This is a genomic window from Sphingomonas natans (assembly GCF_030546695.1).
Lineage (GTDB): Bacteria > Pseudomonadota > Alphaproteobacteria > Sphingomonadales > Sphingomonadaceae > Sphingomonas_I > Sphingomonas_I natans.
In genome coordinates this window covers 535760-552745 of the sequence record NZ_JAUOTP010000003.1, presented here as the reverse complement: position 1 = coordinate 552745, position 16986 = coordinate 535760, and the positions used below count along the sequence as shown (strand labels likewise).

Below are 16986 nucleotides of genomic sequence, written 5' to 3'. Positions count from 1 at the left end.
CTACCTCGGCAGCCCGAGCATTCGCTCGGCGATGATGTTGCGCTGGATCTCGTTGGAGCCGGCATAGATCGGCCCGCCGAGCGCGAAGATATGATAGCCGAGCCAGTCGCCGACATCGCCGCTGTCGCGCGCCTGCGGACTCAGTTCGGCCCTGTCGCCCAGAATATCGAGCGCCGTACGGGCAAGATCGATGTCGAGCTCCGACCAGAAAATCTTGTTCGTCGACGCCTCCGGGCCGATCGTGCCCCCCGCCGCGAGCCGGGACGCCATCGCATAGATGGTCAGGGCATAGGCCTCAGAGTTCATCCAGACCTTCGCCACCCGCTCTCCGATCGAGGCCGGCAGTATGTCCCGGTGCGCCTGGTAGAGCGCGATCAGCTTGCGGACCGCTTCCTGGTAGCGCGCCGGCGATCGCAGCAGCAGCCCGCGTTCGAAGCCTGCGGTTGCCATGCACACGTGCCAGCCCTGGCCCTCCTCGCCGAGGCGATCGGCGGCAGGCACCCGGACATTGTCGAGGAAGATCTCGGCGAACACCTTCTCGCCGTCCATGCGCTCGATGGGGCGCACGGTCACGCCGGGCGCGTCCAACGGAAACAGGATCAGGCTCATCCCCTTGTGGCGCTCGCTTCCGGGCGCCCGGAACAGACCGAAGGCCCAGTCGGCAAAGGTCGCGCGGCTGGACCAGATCTTCTGGCCGTTCAGCACATAGTCGTCGCCGTCGCGGGTCGCCGTCGAGCGGATGCCCGCAAGGTCGCTGCCGGCGCCCGGCTCGGACCAGGCCTGGGCCCATACAATGTCGCCTGCAGCCATCGACGGCAGGAAGCGCCGCTTCTGCTCCTCGGTGCCGAACTCCATCATCGTGGGACCGAGCAGGAAGATGCCGTTCTGATTGACGCGGGTCGGCGCGTTGGCGCGGTAATATTCTTCCTCGAAGATCAGCCAGCGGATGAGATCGAGACCCCGCCCGCCAAGCTCCTCGGGCCAGGTCACCATGCCCCAGCGACCTTCATTGAGCTTGCGCTCCCAGGCGCGATGCGCCTCGAAGCCTTCGCGCGTCAGGTCGAAGGAGGGCAGGGGGCCATCGGGGACATTCGCGTCCATCCACGCGCGAACCTCCGCCCGGAAGGCCCGCTGATCGTCGGTATATTCGAGCTTCACGCCTCGCCCGCCTGCTTCTTGTTTTCGGCAGCCATCGCCTTGCCGTCGAGACCGCCGATCGAATTGCCGACGGTGAGATCGTTCTGGGCGTGGGCGAAGTGATGCATGTGATAGACGGCATCCATCGCGCTGCGCTTGCCGCGCAGCTCCTCGACATGATTGACCGCCTGCTTCGTCAACCAGACCCCGAGGCGCGGCTGGGCGGCGAGCTTGGCCGCGATCCTGGCGGTCTCCTCGCGCAGCTGATCGCGGGGAACGACCCGGTTGACCATCCCGAACTGCTCGGCACGCGCGGCCGTCATCCGCTCGCCGAGCAGGAGGAATTCCTTGGCCACGCGCGGCGGAAGCTCGAAGGCATGCGCGAAATATTCGACGCCCGGTATGCCCATGCGAACCACCGGATCCTGGAAGAAGGCATCCTCCGAGGCGACGATGAGGTCGCAGACCCAGGCGAGCATGAGGCCGCCCGCGATACAGGCACCCTGGACCATCGCAATGGTGGCCTTGGGCGCATCGCGCCAGCGACGACACATGCCGAGATACACTTCCTGCTCGCGCGTATAGAGAAATTCGGCGGCAGGCTTGTTGGTATGATCGGCGAGCAGCAGGGCGCGGTCGAAGCTCTTGTTGACGTCGCGCCCTGGGGTTCCGATGTCGTGACCGGCGGAGAAATGCTTGCCTTCGCCCGCCAGGACGATCGCATGGACGGCGTCGTCGCTGACCGCGCGCTGGAACGCCGCGTCGAGCGCATAGGTCATCTGGCTGTTCTGGGCATTGTTGAAGGTCGGCCTATTCATCGTGATCCAGGCCACGCCGTCGATCGTTTCGAACCGGACCGGCTCTTCGGTCTCGTAGACGATGCCCGCGTCCGACCGTTCAATGAGATCGCTCATGCCACTTCCCTCGTTCTGACCGGCTCCGGTTCGGTGAGCAGCACCAGAGCGTCGACCGCGACCGCGCCCTTGCCCTGCGGCATGACGAGGAGCGGGTTGACCTCCACCTCGCGCAGCCTGCTGCCGCCGGCGAGAACCGCGTCGCCCAGCGCCGCGATCGCCTTGGCCGCCTGCGCCACGTCGGCCTTCGGCGCGCCGCGATAGCCGTCCAACAGGCCGAAGCCCTTGAGGCTGCGCAGCATCGCTTCGGCGCCGGCGGCATCGACCGGCAGGAGACGATGCGTCGCGTCCTTCATCAGTTCGGTCCACACGCCGCCCAGCCCTACGGTCAGCATCCAGCCAAACACGGGATCACGCGTGACACCGGCGAGGATCTCGACCCCGCCCTGAAGCATGGGTTCGAACGTCACGCCTTCGATATGGACGTTCATCGACCTGGCCTTGGCCATCATCTGCTCGAAGGCGTCGACCGCGGCATCGGCCGTCTGCAGGGACAGGCGGATCAGGCCATGCTCGGTCTTGTGCGCGACATCGGGACTGACGAGCTTGGCGACGAGCGGGAAGCCGACCGCTTCGGCCTGGACACGCGCCTCTTGTGCGGTGGTGACCAGCGCGTCGCGCACGACGGGGACGCCGAACAAGGCGAGCGCCTCCTTGCCCTCCGTTTCCGACAGCGCCGAACGATCGTCCGGCAGCTGCGGCCAGGCGGCCGTGGTGACGGCCGGTGCCGTCGCCTGCGCCCGCGCTGTCTTCCAGGCGCCGTACGCAGCGATCGCCTTGGCCGCCCGGTCGAAATCGTCGAAATAGCCGATGCCCGCTTTCGCCAGCGCATCGCGGTCGGCGAGCGCGAACGTATCGATCACGATCAGAGCCTTGCCTGCCGTCGCGGCCGCCTTTTCCACCTGATCGAGCGCGTTCTTCAGGAAGACGCCCGGGAGATAGAGCAGGACGACGTCGATATCGTCGGGCTCGAGCACCAGCCGGATGCATTCCGACAGGAAGTCGTTCGCGTTGACGATGTTGCCGGTCATGTCGACCGGATTGGAGACCATCGAATGACCGGGGATCTGCGCGGCCAGCCCCTGCTGCACCGCGTCCGGGAGCGTGGGCACGTCACCGCCCGCGAGGCTCAGCGCATCGGAGAGGATGGCCCCGGCCGCACCCGATATGGACAGGATCGCGCAATTGCCGCCGCCGATCTTGTCGCCAAGTGTATGGAGGTAGCCGAGATCCGACAGAGTCGAGAGCTCGCTGGCGCGCGCGACGCCGGCCTTGAGGAACGCGGCGTCATAGGCGGCCGTGTCGCCGGCGAGGGCGGCGGTATGCGAACGGGCGGCCGCTGCCCCCTTTTCTGAGGCGCCGACTTTGTAGACGGCAAGGAGCTTGCCGGCGGCCCGGAATCGCGCTGCCGCGGCGAGGAACTTCGCCCCGTCGCGCAGCTCCTCGACATAGCAGAGCGCCGAATGGGTCGAGGCGTCAGCGGCAAGGAAATCGAGATAGTCGCTGAAATCGACATTGGCCTCGTTGCCGGTGTTGATGACATGGCTGAACGTCACGCCGGCACGCCGGGCCATCCGGAACAGGGTGGCGCACATATTGCCCGACTGGGTCAGCAGCGCCGTGTTGCCGGCCGTCTCGCCCGGCTGGAACGACTGGCCGAAGGTCGTGAAGACGGCGTCGGTGAAGTTGGCGTTGCCCATGCAGTTCGGGCCGGCCACGACCATCCCGGTACGCTCGGCGAAGGCGGTCAGCTCGGCCTGCCGGGCGATGCCGTCTGCCTCGTTGGTTTCGGCATAACCCGACGCGTAGACGATCGCGGCGGGGATCCCGAGCGCGTGCGCGCGCTCCAGCTGGTCGAGCGTCGCATCGGCCGACACGGCGACGACCACAAGATCAACCGTCTCCGGCACGTCCTCGATCGCAGGATAGGCCTTCAGCCCCTGCACGGCCGGGCTTTTTGGATTAACTGGGTAGAGCCTTTCGAACTTCGCCCGGATCAGCAGGTCGACAGGCACGCCGCCGATGCGCGCCTTGTTGTCCGAGGCGCCGATGACGGCGATCGAGCGCGGCGCCAGAAGGGGCAGAAGGGTCATGCGCTCACCTTTGCGGCCTTGATGTCATAGTCTTCGGCTTTGAAGTCGGCCGTCAGATTCCGGTAATGGCTGAGGCGCCACGGCGAGTTGGTCACCACCCGGCCGTCCTTGTTGCGATACCAGTTGTTGACGCCGGGATGCGTCCAGACGAGCTGGGCATGTTCGGCGTCGAACACCTGCTGATAGTCGTCGAAGGGCGCGCGGCGCACGTCGAGGCTCGCGGCATCACGTTCGATCAACTCGCGTAACGCCATCATCGTGTAGCGGACCTGGCACTCGCTGTTGAACACAGCACTCCCGCCATGCCCGCCATTGGTGCCGGGGCCATAGAGAATGAACAGGTTCGGAAAGTCGGGCACGGTGATGCCCAGGTGCGCGCGGGGATTGTCGTCGCCCCAATGGTCGCGGATCGACCCGGCCCGTCCAATGATCTCCATCGGGTAGAGAGGGGCCTGCGCCTTGAAGCCGGTCGCGAGGATGATGACGTCGGCGGGATGCTCGACGCCGTCCCGGTCGATCACGCCGGAAGGCGTCACGCGATCGATCCCGCTCGTCACGAGCTCCACATTGTCGCGCGTGAGCGTCTGAAACCAGTTTCCGTCGCGTAGCATCCGCTTGCCGTAAGGCGGGAAGGCGGGGGTCACCTTGGCAAGGAGGGCCTCGTCGCCCTTCAGCTCGGATCGCATATGCTCGATCAGCTGCTCGCGGATCAGCTTGTTCGCTGCATTGAGCGAGGTCTCGGGCTCGGGCCAGTCCGGGTCCTTGCGCAGGGTAGGAAGCATACCGTCCGAAGTCGCGTAGAGCAACTGGAAGCGCCACCACTTCGTGTAGAAGGGGACATGCTCCAGGCCCCATTTCACCCCGTCGCTGACCTGGGCGAACAGAAGCGGATTCTTGCGGGCCCAATGCGGCGACCGCTGAAAGATGGTCAGGTGGCCGACCTTGGGGGCAATCTGGGGCGCGATCTGCATGCCGCTGGCGCCCGTGCCGATCTGGACGACATTCTTGGCCGTGAGGTCGACATCATGATCCCATTGCGCGGAATGGAATTTGGGACCTTCGAACGTATCGAGACCGGCGATCGCCGGGATTGACGGGCGATTGAGAAGGCCCGTGCCGCTGACGAAGGCGTTCGCACTGAGGCTGTATTCGCTGCCATCCGCGCGCCGGATCGACACTTCCCACTTGGCCTCGCTTTCGTTCCAGGTCGCGCGCGTGACCTCCTGCTCGAAGCGAACATGCTCGGCGATACCGGACTCGGCATAGACCGTGCGGATGTAATTGATGACCTCGGGGCCCAGCGCGAAATAATGATCCCACTCCGAAGAGGCTCGGAAGGAGTAGGAATAGAAGTGATTGGGTGTGTCGACGGCAACGCCCGGGTACGTATTCTCGTACCAGGTCCCGCCGACGTCATCATTCTTCTCGATGACAGTGAACGGTATCCCCGCTTCCTTGAGCTTGATGGCCATGGCAAGACCGGAATATCCAAGCCCGACAACCAGCACGTGGAACTGTGCAAGCCTCTCGGCTGGCACCGGCTTGCGCCAGCGCACGGACTTTGCGTCGGTCTGGTCGAAGTTGAGTTCCTCCAGCACCATCGGAAGATATTCGGACGGGACGTTCTGGCCGACCGCGACATCGCACATGCGCTGCAGGCGATCCATGTCCGGGGCGGGGGGCAGGGGCCGCTCGTCCCGGGCATAATCCTTGAAGACGGCGATCGTGCGCGCCCGCAATTCGGCGAACAGGGCGTCGGGGACGTCGACCTCGAAGCTCCAGGCACCTTTGATGTGCGGCTGGAACGCTTCGAGCAGCGATTCATCGCCCGAAAGATGCGTGTACACCAGCAGGAGGGGTACCGGGTCGAGCTGCGCGAGATGGGCGTCGAGAAATTCAGGGTCCGTCGCGGCGAGAGCCCTTACCGCCTGGGTGTCATCGACCTTCGACATGACCTTATTAGTCCGATCTCATTGTAAACGGCACGGACGGAGGCAGTCACCGGGACGCCACCGGATCCGTTTATTTGTCGACGGGCGGGATAACTCGTGCCGCAGATAATGCAATGCCACCTAGGCATTCATCGGCGGGGCGAAGCGGCTTACTCGATGAGTCCGATGACGGCGCCAACGTCGAAGGTCTCGCCGGCCTTGCCGCTGATCCGCAGGATACCGGACGCCGGCGCCTCGACCTCGTTGGTGGATTTGTCGCTCTCGATCGTGAACAGGGGCTGCCCCTCGGTGACCGCGGCGCCCTCCTCGACGAGCCATTCCGCCAGGATGCCTTCCGTCATCGAAAAGCCGATCTTGGGGAGCAGGATCTCGGTTGCCATGGACGTATCGCCTTCCGTGTGGGGGACGGCCTTCGATCGGGCGCGTCCTGAAGCTCGTGATGGATTTTGGCACCGCCCGGATGGGCAGGGCAAGCGCACCGCCGCGAATCCGCCGGGGCGATGCGCGGCCGGTGCCGAGAGATAGAAACCGGCCTGCGGCTCAGCCTGCGACCGTGAGGGCGTGATTGGCGGCAACGAAGCCCCAGACGAAGGACGGGCCGATATTGACGCCCGACCCGGGGCTGGTGCGGCCCATCACCGACGCGGTCGAGACCCCGGTCGCATAGAGACGCGCGATGGGGCTGCCATCTTCGCGAAGCACGCGCGCCTGCTCGTCCGTCACCACCCCGCCCATCGTTCCGACGTCGCCGGGAATGACGGGAATGGCATAGAAGGGGGCCTTGCCGATTGTCCCCAATGTCTCGCTCGGCTTGTGGAAAGGGTCGCCGAGCCAACGGTCATAAGCGCGCGCGCCACGCTTGAAGTCGTCGTCCTTGTTCGCTGCGACGAAGCCGTTGAAGCGATCGACCGTCTTGCGCAGCACCGCCGGGTCGATGGCGAGCAGACCCGCCAAAGCATCGATCGTGTCGGCTTTCTTCAGATATCCCTGCTCATACCATGGGTCGGGTTTCCTGGCGCCCGGCAGCGTACCGGCGATCATGGTGCTCGCCATCGCATCGCTGTCGAAGACGACGTAGCTCGGCAGCGCCGGCACTTCCTTGTCGCGTTCCACCATGCGCTGGCAGAATTCGGTGTAGGAACCGCCTTCGTTGAGATAGCGGACGCCCGACTGGTCGACCAGAATGGCGTGGGGCGCGGCCGCGACATTCTGCGCGCCCGGCTTGATGGGCCACTCCTCGCCGCCCGGCGGCAATGAGAGCGGACTGCCGATCGTCGCATCCATCTGCGCGAGGGCGGCACCTGCGCGCGTCATTTCGAGGATCATCTCGCCCGTATCGGACTCGATCACGCTCGTATGCTTGGTCGAGCTGCCCGGAATATATTGGTCGCGCATCTGCTGGTTCAGCGCGAAGCCGCCCGCGTTCACGAGCACGCCCAGCCGCGCGCCGATCCGCCAAGGCTTGCCGTCCTTCTCGGTCACGACGCCCGTCACCGCGTCGTCTTCCACGATCAATTGGCTGACCGCGGAATTGACGCGAAGATCGACGCCAGCGGTCCGCGCCGCGAGAAACATCTGACCTTGCAAGGCCGCGCCGGCGGTGACATATTTCTTGCCGGTCACCTTGGCGACGAGCGCGCGCACGCCCATCCGCGCCAGCGCCTTCTTGGCGGCCCAGCTCTTTTTCACGTGCGGCAGCTTCATCACGTCTTCGAGCGGTGCCGGCAGATTCAGGAAGTTCGGACGCAGGAGGGACTTGGCATCGCCGAGCCGATTGACGTCGAACAGATCGGCGACGACGGTACGTCCGGGCACGGAGCTTCCGGGCGCCTCGTCATAATAGTCCGGCCACTGCGCGATCCGCGAGAATTTGAGGCCTTTGCCGATCAGGAAGTCCAACATGCGCGGACCCTGGATGAGATAGGCTCGACGTCGCGCGCGCGAGGCCCCTGGCGTGTCGTTATGGTCGCCGACGACATGATCGAGATAGGTGGAGGCTTGCTCAAGACTGTCCGGGACGCCCGCTGCCTTCATGAAAGGATTGTTGGGTATCCACATCACCCCACCGGAGCGCGCGGTCGTGCCGCCGATGAGGTCGGTTTTCTCCAGGATCAGGACCGACTTGCCGGCCGAGCGCATCACCAGGGCCGCGCACATCGAGCCGCCGCCGCTGCCCACCACCACGAAATCCTGGGTCTCGTCGAAACTGCTCATCAATACCTCTGTGGTCTGCGCGAGAGGAGGCGAGCCATTCGTGCGCCCACCGTCATCGGTGTTTCGAGCGTACAAGTCTCGGCCGTGCGAAGCGACGGTCAGAGGATCGTTGGGGCGATGATTGGCGGTCGCAGACGCCGGAAATCGCAGGCCTGATCAGGGCGCGGCAGGCGCCACGCGGCAGTGTGAGCGGGGCGTCAGCCGCCGAGCGAAAGCCGAAGGCCGGCGCCCGTGATCGAGGCGCTCTCGTCGGACAGCAGGAAGGCGATGACGTTGGCGGCCGAAGCGGGCTTCACCCAGCCGCTCGTGTCGGCATCGGGCATGTCCTGACGGTTGGTCGGCGTGTCGATGATGGTCGGAAGGACCGCATTCACCCGGATGCCCTTGGCGCGCACTTCATCGGCCAGGCCCTCGGTCAGCGCCATCACGCCCGCTTTTGAGGCGGCATAAGGGGCCATCCCCGTCGCTACGTTTGCGGCGGCAGCCGCACCGACATTGACGATCGCGCCGCCGGTCGAGAGATAAGCGAGGGCTGCACGCGAGGACACAGCCGCGGTCCGCAGGTTCATGCGAAACATGCGATCCCAGGTTTCGATCGATCCCTCGGCGACCGTCTCCCACACAAAACCGCCCGCGATATTGACGACGCCGTCCAGGCCACCAAGTCGCGCGACGGCTTGCCTGAAAGCGTCCGCTACCGCAGTCTCCTCCGCCAGATCGACGCCACCGAAGATGGGCGCGTCTCCACCTTCGGGCGCAGGCGCCAAATCCACCACGGCCACGTCGAAGCCTTTTGCTCCGAGTGTCTGGCAGACGGCCCGACCCCAAGCGCCAAGACCTCCAGTAACGATCACCTTAAGCGCCATCGCGCCCTCCTGTTTGTGTCTCGCGCGTGGACGCTGCGTGCAGCGTGGTACGGATCCATTCGCCCGCCTGGGCCAGCGCCGCGGTCGAGACGTCGAGAATACCGGCGGCAGCGAGATAGCCATGGGTGACGGCCGCGTCCCGGCGCAGCACTACCGGGACACCACTCGCACTCAGCCGGTCGGCAAATGCCAGTCCCTCTTCGCGAAGCGGATCCAGTTCCGCCAGGCAGATCATGGTGGGCGGAAGATGGGCGGCGTCTGCAACCCGCAGCGGCGACAGCCAGGGATGGCTGCGGTCGATCCCGTCCGGGCAATATTGATCCCAGAACCACGCCATGTCCTTGGTGGACAAAAGCCAGTTCCTGTCGCCGATCTCCTTGTAGGAGGCCGTGTCGAGCGCGGCGTCGGTCACCGGATAGCCGAGGAACATGCCTGCGATTGCGGCCATGCCCTCATCGCGCGCGCGGATCGCGCATGCGGCCACCAGATTACCGCCGGCACTCTCGCCGGCGATGACCAGCGGCGGCCCGCGGTCGGCCGCCCAGGTCAAGGCGGCGTAGGCGTCGTCCAGAGGTTGCGGGAAGGGATGTTCAGGCGCGAGCCGATAGGCAACGCTGATCACTTCGCATCCGGCGGCTGCCGCGAGCCGCCGGCAGGTCGTGTCGGCCTGATCGAGGCCGCCCAGGACCCAACCGCCCGAGTGAAAATAAAGGCACTGACCCAGAACCCCACCTTGGGGCCGATACCGTCGGATCGGGATCGGACCATGCGGTCCAGGGATCACCGCGTCGATGATCTCGGCCAGCTGCGGGAGGTTCACCGGAGACGGCGCCGCGGCGAGACTGGCATCGAGCATCGCACGGGCGTCGCCTGGTGACAGCTGATGGAAGAACGGCCGGCCGGCCTGGGCATAGGCGTCGATGATCGCCCGATAGAACGGGTGCAGCGCGGCGGCGGTATCCGCGTCCGTCATTGCGCCATGCGCCTCAGGCGACCGTCTCCGGCAAATGACGATGCCGCCAGCCTGGCTTCCCCGCAGCGGATCCGCTTCTCAGACAAGGTCGAGCTGCTCGATGAAGTCGAAGATGGCAGCGTTGAAGCTGTCATTGGCATCGCCGGCGACCATATGGTCTGCGCCGGCCACATCGACATATTGCGCATGCGGTGCGAGCGCGAGGAATTCGTCCACGCCCTGGCGGCTCACCACCCGGCTCTTGCCGCCGCGGACAAGCAGGGTCGGTGCGGAGAGGTTGGCGGCCGCGCTCTCGAGAAGAGCCGGATCCGGCGCCTTGTTGCCGGACGCCGGTCGGATGAATGCGGGGTCCCAATGCCATCTGTAGCGACCATCCTCGTGCAGGCGCAGATTGCGCAGCAGCCCTGATGTATCCTTGGGCCGTGGCCGGTGCGGCAGGTAAGCGGAGACGGCATCGGCCGCCTCGTCGAGCGAGGCGAAGCCGTCCGGTGCGCTCGTCATGAACGCTCCGATTTCCCGCGTGCCTTCCGGCTCCAGCCGGATGGAGACATCGACCAGGATGAGGGCCGCGACGGGTGGAGGCGGGGCGGCCGCGACGACCAGACCCACCAGGCCGCCCATCGACGCACCGACGATGACCGGAGCCCGTTCGAGCGAGGCCATCACCAGGCGCACGTCCGCGCAGAAGGTCTCCATGGCATAGACGCCGTCGGGCGCCCAGTCGCTCTCGCCGTGCCCGCGCAGGTCGAGAGTGACGGCGTGAAAGCCGCGGCGCGCGGCCTCGATGACCGCATTGCCCCAGCTGTGCCGGGTCTGCCCGCCGCCATGCAGGAACAGGATCGGCTGTCCCTTCAGCGGTCCGGAAACATCGGCCGCGAGGGAGACGCCGTCACCCAGAAATCGTCTCGCTTCCAGCGTCGGCTGCATGTCTGGTCTCGTCGAACTGTCGGATTTCGGCCGATGTTGCAGCGTTCGCATGCCCTGTCACGCCACCTGGCCACTTCTTCGTCCAGGCGATGCCTTGAGGGTCTGCGATACCATGCGGGCGATATGTCGTGCCGATCCGGCCTCCTTGATTGCGGCTCTCCGATGGCGCGGACATGCTGCGCGAAATCGTGAAGAATTCCAGGGGACGATGAGTGGCGCTCTATACCACAATCCATCTGCACAACGTGCCTGTGGAGCGGACCGAGGAGTATGCGGCCTGGTTCGACGGTCCGCACCGCCTGGCTCTCGGCGGCCTGCGCGGTCTGCGAATGGCGGATCGGTTCGAGGTCACCAAAGACCAGATCAGCGGTCCCGATGCGCCGCAGCCCTGGCGCTATATGAGCGTCTATGAGTTCGATCTGCCCGACCCCGCGATCGATGTTCCAGCCCTCGGGCCGCTGGTGGCGGATGCCCGGGACGCCGGCCTGGTCGCCGACGACGATACCGAGCGCCTGTATACCTATCGGCTGTTCGGCGACTGGAAGGGCAGCCCCAACTGGCAGAAGGACAAGCCGTTTTCGGGGATCAGCATCATTCTCGGCAATTACACGATCGGCCGGTATCGCGAATATCAGGACTGGTACGAAAACGTGCACAGCGTCGAGGTCGCCAACGTGCCCGGGCATGTCGCCATGATCCGCGGGGAGCTGTCGCCGATCCAGGTCGAACCCAAACGCTATTGCCCGGGAGACCAGCTGGTGATGACCGCGCAGCAGACCGACGATCTGGCCTTCACCGTCGAGGACTTTGCCGCCCGCGCGCTCGGGCACAGCCCGAGCGGGATCGCGATGCTGCCACGGTCGAGCGCCGGCTCCCTGGCGAGGACCGTGCACTATTTCAGCAAGATCAGCGGAACGGAATTCTGGCCGGGCGGCGTGGCTTATGGTGGGGACTGGTCGCCATATCCGGGGCGCGGGCCGTCCGCGAGATGAGGGTATCGCCCTAGCGATGCTCGTCCGGTTGCCGCCCGGCCGCCACGACGTCATGAAAGCCCGCCGCTCCGTCGGCATCAATCACAGGAAGAGGCGCGATTATTATGCCTGGCAAGGTCATTGTCATTACAGGCGCGAACGGCGGTCTCGGTCGCGCCATCTCGCAGCGCTTCGCCGCCGACGGCGACACGGTGATCATGCTCGGCCGCACCCTCTCCAAGGTGCAGGCGGTAGCCGATGAGATCGGCGAAAATGCCGTGGCGATCGAGTGCGAGGTCTCGTCTCCGGATTCGGTCCGGGCTGCCTTCGCGCAGATCGCCGAGCGTTACCCGCGCATCGACGCGCTGATCAACAATGCAGCGGTATTTCAGATGCTGGTGCTGGAGGAAGCGAGCGACAAGCAGATCATCGATGCGGTGATGGCGAACCTGGCCGGGCCGATGCTGTGCGCCCGTTCTGCAATCCCGCTGCTCGGCGCTGGCGGACACATCATCAATGTGTCGTCGGAGTCGGTCGAGGTCACACTCCCGCACCTCATTCCGTATCAGGCGACCAAAGCGGGTCTCGAGCAGTTCAGCCGGGATCTCAACCTGGAGCTCATGGGCAAGGGCATCCGCGTGACCACCGTCCGGGCGGGCCAGATGACCGGCCCCGGTTCGTCGGCCGAACATGATGCGGTTGCTGCCGGGCGGTTTTTCGAAGCCGCAACCAAGCGTGGCCATCACGTCATGGAGCGCGGAATTTCGCAATATGCCTCCACGGTTCATATCTTCCGCACCGTCATCGACGCGCCGGCCGACGTGCATATCGGTGTCGTCAGCTTCCAGAGCCGGCCGGCCGGCTGAGGGCGCAACGCGCTCCAGACCGACCCAGAAAGGACCAACGTCATGACCCTGTTTTCGGATGGCCAGCTCTACATCGCCGGCAAACTTCGGGACGCCGAAGGCGGTGCGAAATATGAAGATATCGGCCCGTGGACCGGCGAGATCGTCGCCTATGCCGCCGATGCTTCGGCTGCCGACATGGAAGAGGCCATCGCGGCGGCGCGCCACGCCTTCGATGAGACGGACTGGTCGACCAATATCGCCCTGCGCCGTAAGCTGGTGAAAAAGCTTGGCGAAGCGCTGAAGGCCGAGCGGGAGCGTCTGTCCGAGATTGCACGACACGAAGTGGGAGCCGCCGTGCTGGGCGTTCGCATCGCGCATGTCGACGGCCCGCTCAACGACATCGACACCCTGTTCGAGATTTTCGATACGATCGAATGGGAAAAGCCGCTCGGCGATCGCTCGAGCTGGGGCATCGCCAGCAAGCGCACGCTCGTCAAGGAAGCGGCCGGCGTGGTGGGCGTCATCACACCCTGGAACGTACCTTTCTATATCACGGTCGGGAAGGTGATCCCGGCGCTCCTCGCTGGCTGCACCGTCATCATCAAGCCGGCTCCCGACACGCCCCTGCTCAGCGCCATCGTCGGGGAACTTGCCGCCAAGGTGGGGTTCCCCGCGGGCGTGCTGAATGTCGTGACGGGCAAGGATCCGGCCTTGCTCGGTGAGATGCTGACGACCGACAAGCGGGTGGACCTCATCTCTTTCACGGGGTCGACCGGCGTCGGCAAGCGCATCATGGAAAAGGGCGCCGATACGCTGAAGCGCATCTTCCTCGAGCTCGGCGGCAAATCTGCCGCCATTCTGTTGGAGGACACGCCCGATTTCGCCACCGCGGTGGCCCAGTCGATCGTATGCTTCCATGCCGGGCAGGGCTGCGCGACGATCACCCGTCTGCTCGTGCCGCGCAGTCGCTATGACGAGGCGGTGGCCGTGCTCGAAGCCGCCTATGCCGGATATTCGCAGGCCTGGGGCGATTTCGAGGACCCGAACAACGTCATGGGCCCGCTCATCTCGGCCCGCCAGCGCGACCGGGTGATGGGCTTTATCGAGGCTGGGAAAGCCGAAGGTGCTCGCCTCATCGCCGGCGGCAACGTCGCGTCCGACAAGGGCAATGGATTTTTCGTCGAGCCGACCTGCTTCGTCGATGTCACGAACGACATGAAGATCGCCCGCGAGGAGATTTTCGGACCGGTGCTTGTCGTGATCCCGTTCGAGGACGAGGAAGATGCGATCCGCATCGCAAACGACAGCGATTATGGCCTGTCGGGCGCGGTGCGCTCGGCGGATCCCGAACGCGCGATGCGCGTCGCCAAGCGCATTCGAACCGGCACGGTCGGCGTGAACGGCGGCCTGTCGATCGCAGTTGATCTTCCCTTTGGAGGATACAAGCAGAGCGGTATCGGCAAGGAATGGGGCGCCGAAGGGTTTGACGAATATCTCGAGACCAAGGTCATCTCGGTCGGTGCCTGAGGAAGCGGACCGATCATGATCCGGCGTCTCAGGACCGGGTCTCGGTCGGTCACCCGCTACAAAAAGGGATGAAAGCTGGCTTCTCATGAAGACGCAAGCAAACCAAACAAGGGCTGATCCTGCGCCGGAGCGGTCCTGCGTCGATAGCAAGCCCGCCACCCACAATCTGTCGGGGCAGAGGCTTGGCCGAAAAGGGCAGGAAACCCGAGAGCGCATCATCAAGACGATGGAGAAGCTGCTCGACGACCCTGACGCGGTGCCGATCACGCTGAGCGCCATCGCGCGCGAGGCGGGCATGGGGATGTCGGCGCTCTATCTCTACTTCCCCGACATCGGCGATCTGCTGCTTGCGGTGCTGCGCAGGTCCGCCGACCAGCAGGGGGATGCGTTCGTCGACTGTCTTCAGGTGCGTTGGCCGGACGATCAGCTGCGCGAGCGCAGCGTCGCCTTCGTCCGCGCGCATTTCGACTTCTGGCAGCGCCATGCGCGGTTGATGCAGATGCGCAACAATTTCGCCGATGCCGGGGACGAGCGTCTCACGGCCTATCGACAGGAGACGAGCGCCCCGCTGATCGCCTTGCTGCACCAACAGATGTGGCCTGCGGCCGAGCCACCGGGCGAGGGCGACACGGAGAGTATCGACTGTGCCACGGTCCTCTTCACGGGTCTTGAGCGCGTCGCGACCGTGCTAATCAACCCGAACTTCGCGGCCAATGCGCGCCTCGAGGGTGAGGATGCACGTCTGACCTATATCGTTCGCCTGGCTCGAGCCGAAGCCCGACTGGTCGAAATCGCCATCCGCGAGATGCGCGGCTAGCCGCGCGGGTTCGCCAGGAGACAGCTGTTGAAGGATCGTTACGACTATATCATCGTCGGCGCTGGATCCGCCGGATGTGCGCTAGCGGAACGCCTGTCTGCCGATCGCGGGAACAGCGTGCTGCTCGTCGAAAGCGGCCCGGCGGACAAGAATCCGTTTATCCATATGCCCCGCGGGATTGGCGTCATCGCCAATCCGGGAAGCAAGGTCATCTGGGAATATGACGTGCAGACCGGTGGCAATGGCCCGAGCGAGCGCTGGTTCCGCGGCAAGACGCTGGGCGGGTCGAGCTCGGTCAATGGCATGGTCTATATGCGAGGCGCGCCTATGGACTATGACGGCTGGGCCGCAGCGGGTTGCGAAGGCTGGGACTGGAAGTCGGTCGAGCAGAAGTTCGTCGAACTCGAAAATCATGATCTCGGTGCGGGCGAATCGCGAGGAGGGCATGGGCCGCTCAGGCTGACGACACATCCCAAGGGGGATGCGCTCTTCGACGATATCATCGCGGCGGGCGAGGAGATGGGCATTGCCCGCGTCGCCGACGTGAACAATCCGAAGACGACCCGCGAAGGGGGGCTCGGCTACCAGCCGACCACGCGCCACCGCGGACGCAGGGAAAGCGCCGCCAAGGCATTCCTGACCGATGCCAAGACCCGCAGCAATTTCGAGATTGCGACAGAGACCGATGCCCTGCGGATCGAGTTCGAGGGCAAGCGCGCGGTAGCGATCAGGCTGCGCAGCAAGGATGGCGCGATCCAGTCCGTGCGCGCCGACAAGGAAATCATCGTCTCGGGCGGCGCATTTCAAACGCCGAAACTGCTTCAACTGTCCGGTATCGGGGATGCTGCGCTGCTGCGGTCGCTCGGTATCGACGTCGTGGTCGATGCGCCGAACGTCGGCAAGAATTTGCGCGAGCATCGCCACACGGACCTGCGCCTCAGAGTGAAGGGCAACAGTCAGAACGCATCGCTCAGCGGCAAGCGTGCCATCGTGACGGCCCTGCGTTACTTCCTGTTCAAGAGCGGCCCGATGAGCCACGCTGCGCATGAGGTCGGCGGCTTTGCCAAGTCGAGCGACGATCTGGATCATGCCGATCTCCAGTTCGGACTGATGTCTCTCTCGAGCAGCGTCGACAAGGCCGGCAAGATCGGGCTGGATCCCTTTCCCGGCATCACGTTCGTGACCTATTTTACCCGTCCCGAAAGCCAGGGCGAGGTTCGTATCCAGTCCTCCGATCCGGATGCGCCACTCTATGTAAACGTCAATTTCCTCTCCGCGGAGATCGACCGCAAGAAGTTCGTCGCCGCGACACGGTGGAACCGACGCCTCGCGGCGCAGCCCGCCTTGACCAAATGGGTCGAGGAGGAATTGCTGCCCGGGCCTGCGATCCAGACCGACGAAGATATCCTGGCGAACGCCATGTCGTTTGGAGGAACGTGCTTCCATTCAGCAGGCACGGCGCGGATGGGAACCGATGACAAGGCCGTGGTCGACTGCCGCCTGCGCGTGCGCGGTGTCGAAGGACTGCGGGTCTGCGACACGTCCTTCTTCCCGACACTGGTGTCAGGCAACACGAATGGGCCTGCCATGATGGCCGGGCTCATGGCCGCGGATTTCATCCTGAGCGATCACGCGCACAGTGCCTGAACAGGCCGCAGGCTCGAACGTCTGTCTGCTCATGCCGCTTCGCAGCCCTTGGGATGGCAGGCGGACAGACGGTCTCGAACAGGCAGGCCCACTGCCTTCG

General features: G+C 65.0%; 14 protein-coding genes. 5 read left to right on the top strand and 9 right to left on the bottom strand.

Annotated elements, in window-relative coordinates; genetic code table 11:
- The 9 genes from Q4F19_RS09360 to Q4F19_RS09320 form a co-directional block, all read right to left on the bottom strand.
- Complete coding sequence (locus tag Q4F19_RS09360; protein ID WP_303541835.1) at positions 1 to 1158, bottom strand: acyl-CoA dehydrogenase family protein; 1158 nt, start codon at positions 1156 to 1158, stop codon at positions 1 to 3.
- Positions 1155 to 2051 (bottom strand): enoyl-CoA hydratase, encoded by an 897-nt coding sequence (locus tag Q4F19_RS09355; RefSeq protein WP_303541834.1) that lies wholly within the window; start codon positions 2049 to 2051, stop codon positions 1155 to 1157. Before Q4F19_RS09355 ends, Q4F19_RS09360 begins: the two co-directional genes overlap by 4 nt.
- Positions 2048 to 4144 carry an acetate--CoA ligase family protein gene (locus tag Q4F19_RS09350; protein WP_303541833.1) on the bottom strand — a complete coding sequence of 699 codons (2097 nt, stop codon included), beginning with the start codon at positions 4142 to 4144 and terminating at the stop codon, positions 2048 to 2050. Before Q4F19_RS09350 ends, Q4F19_RS09355 begins: the two co-directional genes overlap by 4 nt.
- Complete coding sequence (locus tag Q4F19_RS09345) at positions 4141 to 6096, bottom strand: flavin-containing monooxygenase (protein WP_303541832.1); 1956 nt, start codon at positions 6094 to 6096, stop codon at positions 4141 to 4143. The genes Q4F19_RS09350 and Q4F19_RS09345 overlap by 4 nt, the downstream gene beginning before the upstream one ends.
- A gap of 149 nt (positions 6097 to 6245) precedes the next feature.
- Complete coding sequence (locus Q4F19_RS09340) at positions 6246 to 6476, bottom strand: biotin/lipoyl-containing protein (RefSeq protein ID WP_303541831.1); 231 nt, start codon at positions 6474 to 6476, stop codon at positions 6246 to 6248.
- A 160-nt stretch (positions 6477 to 6636) separates the two neighbouring features.
- On the bottom strand, positions 6637 to 8310 hold the full coding sequence (locus tag Q4F19_RS09335; protein WP_303541830.1) for an FAD-binding protein: 1674 nt from the start codon (positions 8308 to 8310) through the stop codon (positions 6637 to 6639).
- A 197-nt stretch (positions 8311 to 8507) separates the two neighbouring features.
- On the bottom strand, positions 8508 to 9176 hold the full coding sequence (locus Q4F19_RS09330; RefSeq protein ID WP_303541829.1) for an SDR family oxidoreductase: 669 nt from the start codon (positions 9174 to 9176) through the stop codon (positions 8508 to 8510).
- Positions 9166 to 10149, bottom strand: a complete 984-nt coding sequence (locus tag Q4F19_RS09325) for an alpha/beta hydrolase (protein WP_303541828.1) — start codon at positions 10147 to 10149, stop codon at positions 9166 to 9168. The genes Q4F19_RS09330 and Q4F19_RS09325 overlap by 11 nt, the downstream gene beginning before the upstream one ends.
- Positions 10150 to 10227: 78 nt before the next feature.
- On the bottom strand, positions 10228 to 11076 hold the full coding sequence (locus Q4F19_RS09320) for an alpha/beta fold hydrolase (protein WP_303541827.1): 849 nt from the start codon (positions 11074 to 11076) through the stop codon (positions 10228 to 10230).
- Between the two features lie 212 nt (positions 11077 to 11288).
- On the opposite strand from Q4F19_RS09320, the gene Q4F19_RS09315 reads away from it, so the two are divergent.
- From Q4F19_RS09315 to Q4F19_RS09295, 5 genes are all read left to right on the top strand, one after another.
- Positions 11289 to 12068 carry a hypothetical protein gene (locus Q4F19_RS09315; RefSeq protein WP_303541826.1) on the top strand — a complete coding sequence of 260 codons (780 nt, stop codon included), beginning with the start codon at positions 11289 to 11291 and terminating at the stop codon, positions 12066 to 12068.
- Positions 12069 to 12172: 104 nt separating this feature from the next.
- Positions 12173 to 12913, top strand: a complete 741-nt coding sequence (locus Q4F19_RS09310) for an SDR family oxidoreductase (RefSeq protein WP_303541825.1) — start codon at positions 12173 to 12175, stop codon at positions 12911 to 12913.
- A 42-nt stretch (positions 12914 to 12955) separates the two neighbouring features.
- Positions 12956 to 14422 carry an aldehyde dehydrogenase family protein gene (locus tag Q4F19_RS09305; protein ID WP_303541824.1) on the top strand — a complete coding sequence of 489 codons (1467 nt, stop codon included), beginning with the start codon at positions 12956 to 12958 and terminating at the stop codon, positions 14420 to 14422.
- 226 nt (positions 14423 to 14648) lie between these two features.
- Positions 14649 to 15239 carry a TetR/AcrR family transcriptional regulator gene (locus Q4F19_RS09300; RefSeq protein WP_303541823.1) on the top strand — a complete coding sequence of 197 codons (591 nt, stop codon included), beginning with the start codon at positions 14649 to 14651 and terminating at the stop codon, positions 15237 to 15239.
- Positions 15240 to 15266: 27 nt separating this feature from the next.
- The gene (locus Q4F19_RS09295; protein ID WP_303541822.1) at positions 15267 to 16886 is read left to right on the top strand and encodes a GMC family oxidoreductase; all 1620 of its coding nucleotides are present in this window, start codon (positions 15267 to 15269) and stop codon (positions 16884 to 16886) included.
- The last annotated feature ends 100 nt before the right edge of the window (positions 16887 to 16986 follow it).

Excerpts from the sequence above, each read along its gene's own strand:
- Q4F19_RS09355 (WP_303541834.1), bottom strand. The coding sequence starts at position 2,051 with ATGAGCGATCTCATTGAACGGTCGGACGCGGGCATCGTCTACGAGACC.
- Q4F19_RS09350 (WP_303541833.1), bottom strand. The coding sequence starts at position 4,144 with ATGACCCTTCTGCCCCTTCTGGCGCCGCGCTCGATCGCCGTCATCGGC.
- Q4F19_RS09345 (WP_303541832.1), bottom strand. The coding sequence starts at position 6,096 with ATGTCGAAGGTCGATGACACCCAGGCGGTAAGGGCTCTCGCCGCGACG.
- Q4F19_RS09340 (WP_303541831.1), bottom strand. The coding sequence starts at position 6,476 with ATGGCAACCGAGATCCTGCTCCCCAAGATCGGCTTTTCGATGACGGAA.
- Q4F19_RS09335 (WP_303541830.1), bottom strand. The coding sequence starts at position 8,310 with ATGAGCAGTTTCGACGAGACCCAGGATTTCGTGGTGGTGGGCAGCGGC.
- Q4F19_RS09330 (WP_303541829.1), bottom strand. The coding sequence starts at position 9,176 with ATGGCGCTTAAGGTGATCGTTACTGGAGGTCTTGGCGCTTGGGGTCGG.
- Q4F19_RS09325 (WP_303541828.1), bottom strand. The coding sequence starts at position 10,149 with ATGACGGACGCGGATACCGCCGCCGCGCTGCACCCGTTCTATCGGGCG.
- Q4F19_RS09320 (WP_303541827.1), bottom strand. The coding sequence starts at position 11,076 with ATGCAGCCGACGCTGGAAGCGAGACGATTTCTGGGTGACGGCGTCTCC.
- Q4F19_RS09310 (WP_303541825.1), top strand. The coding sequence starts at position 12,173 with ATGCCTGGCAAGGTCATTGTCATTACAGGCGCGAACGGCGGTCTCGGT.
- Q4F19_RS09305 (WP_303541824.1), top strand. The coding sequence starts at position 12,956 with ATGACCCTGTTTTCGGATGGCCAGCTCTACATCGCCGGCAAACTTCGG.
- Q4F19_RS09300 (WP_303541823.1), top strand. The coding sequence starts at position 14,649 with ATGGAGAAGCTGCTCGACGACCCTGACGCGGTGCCGATCACGCTGAGC.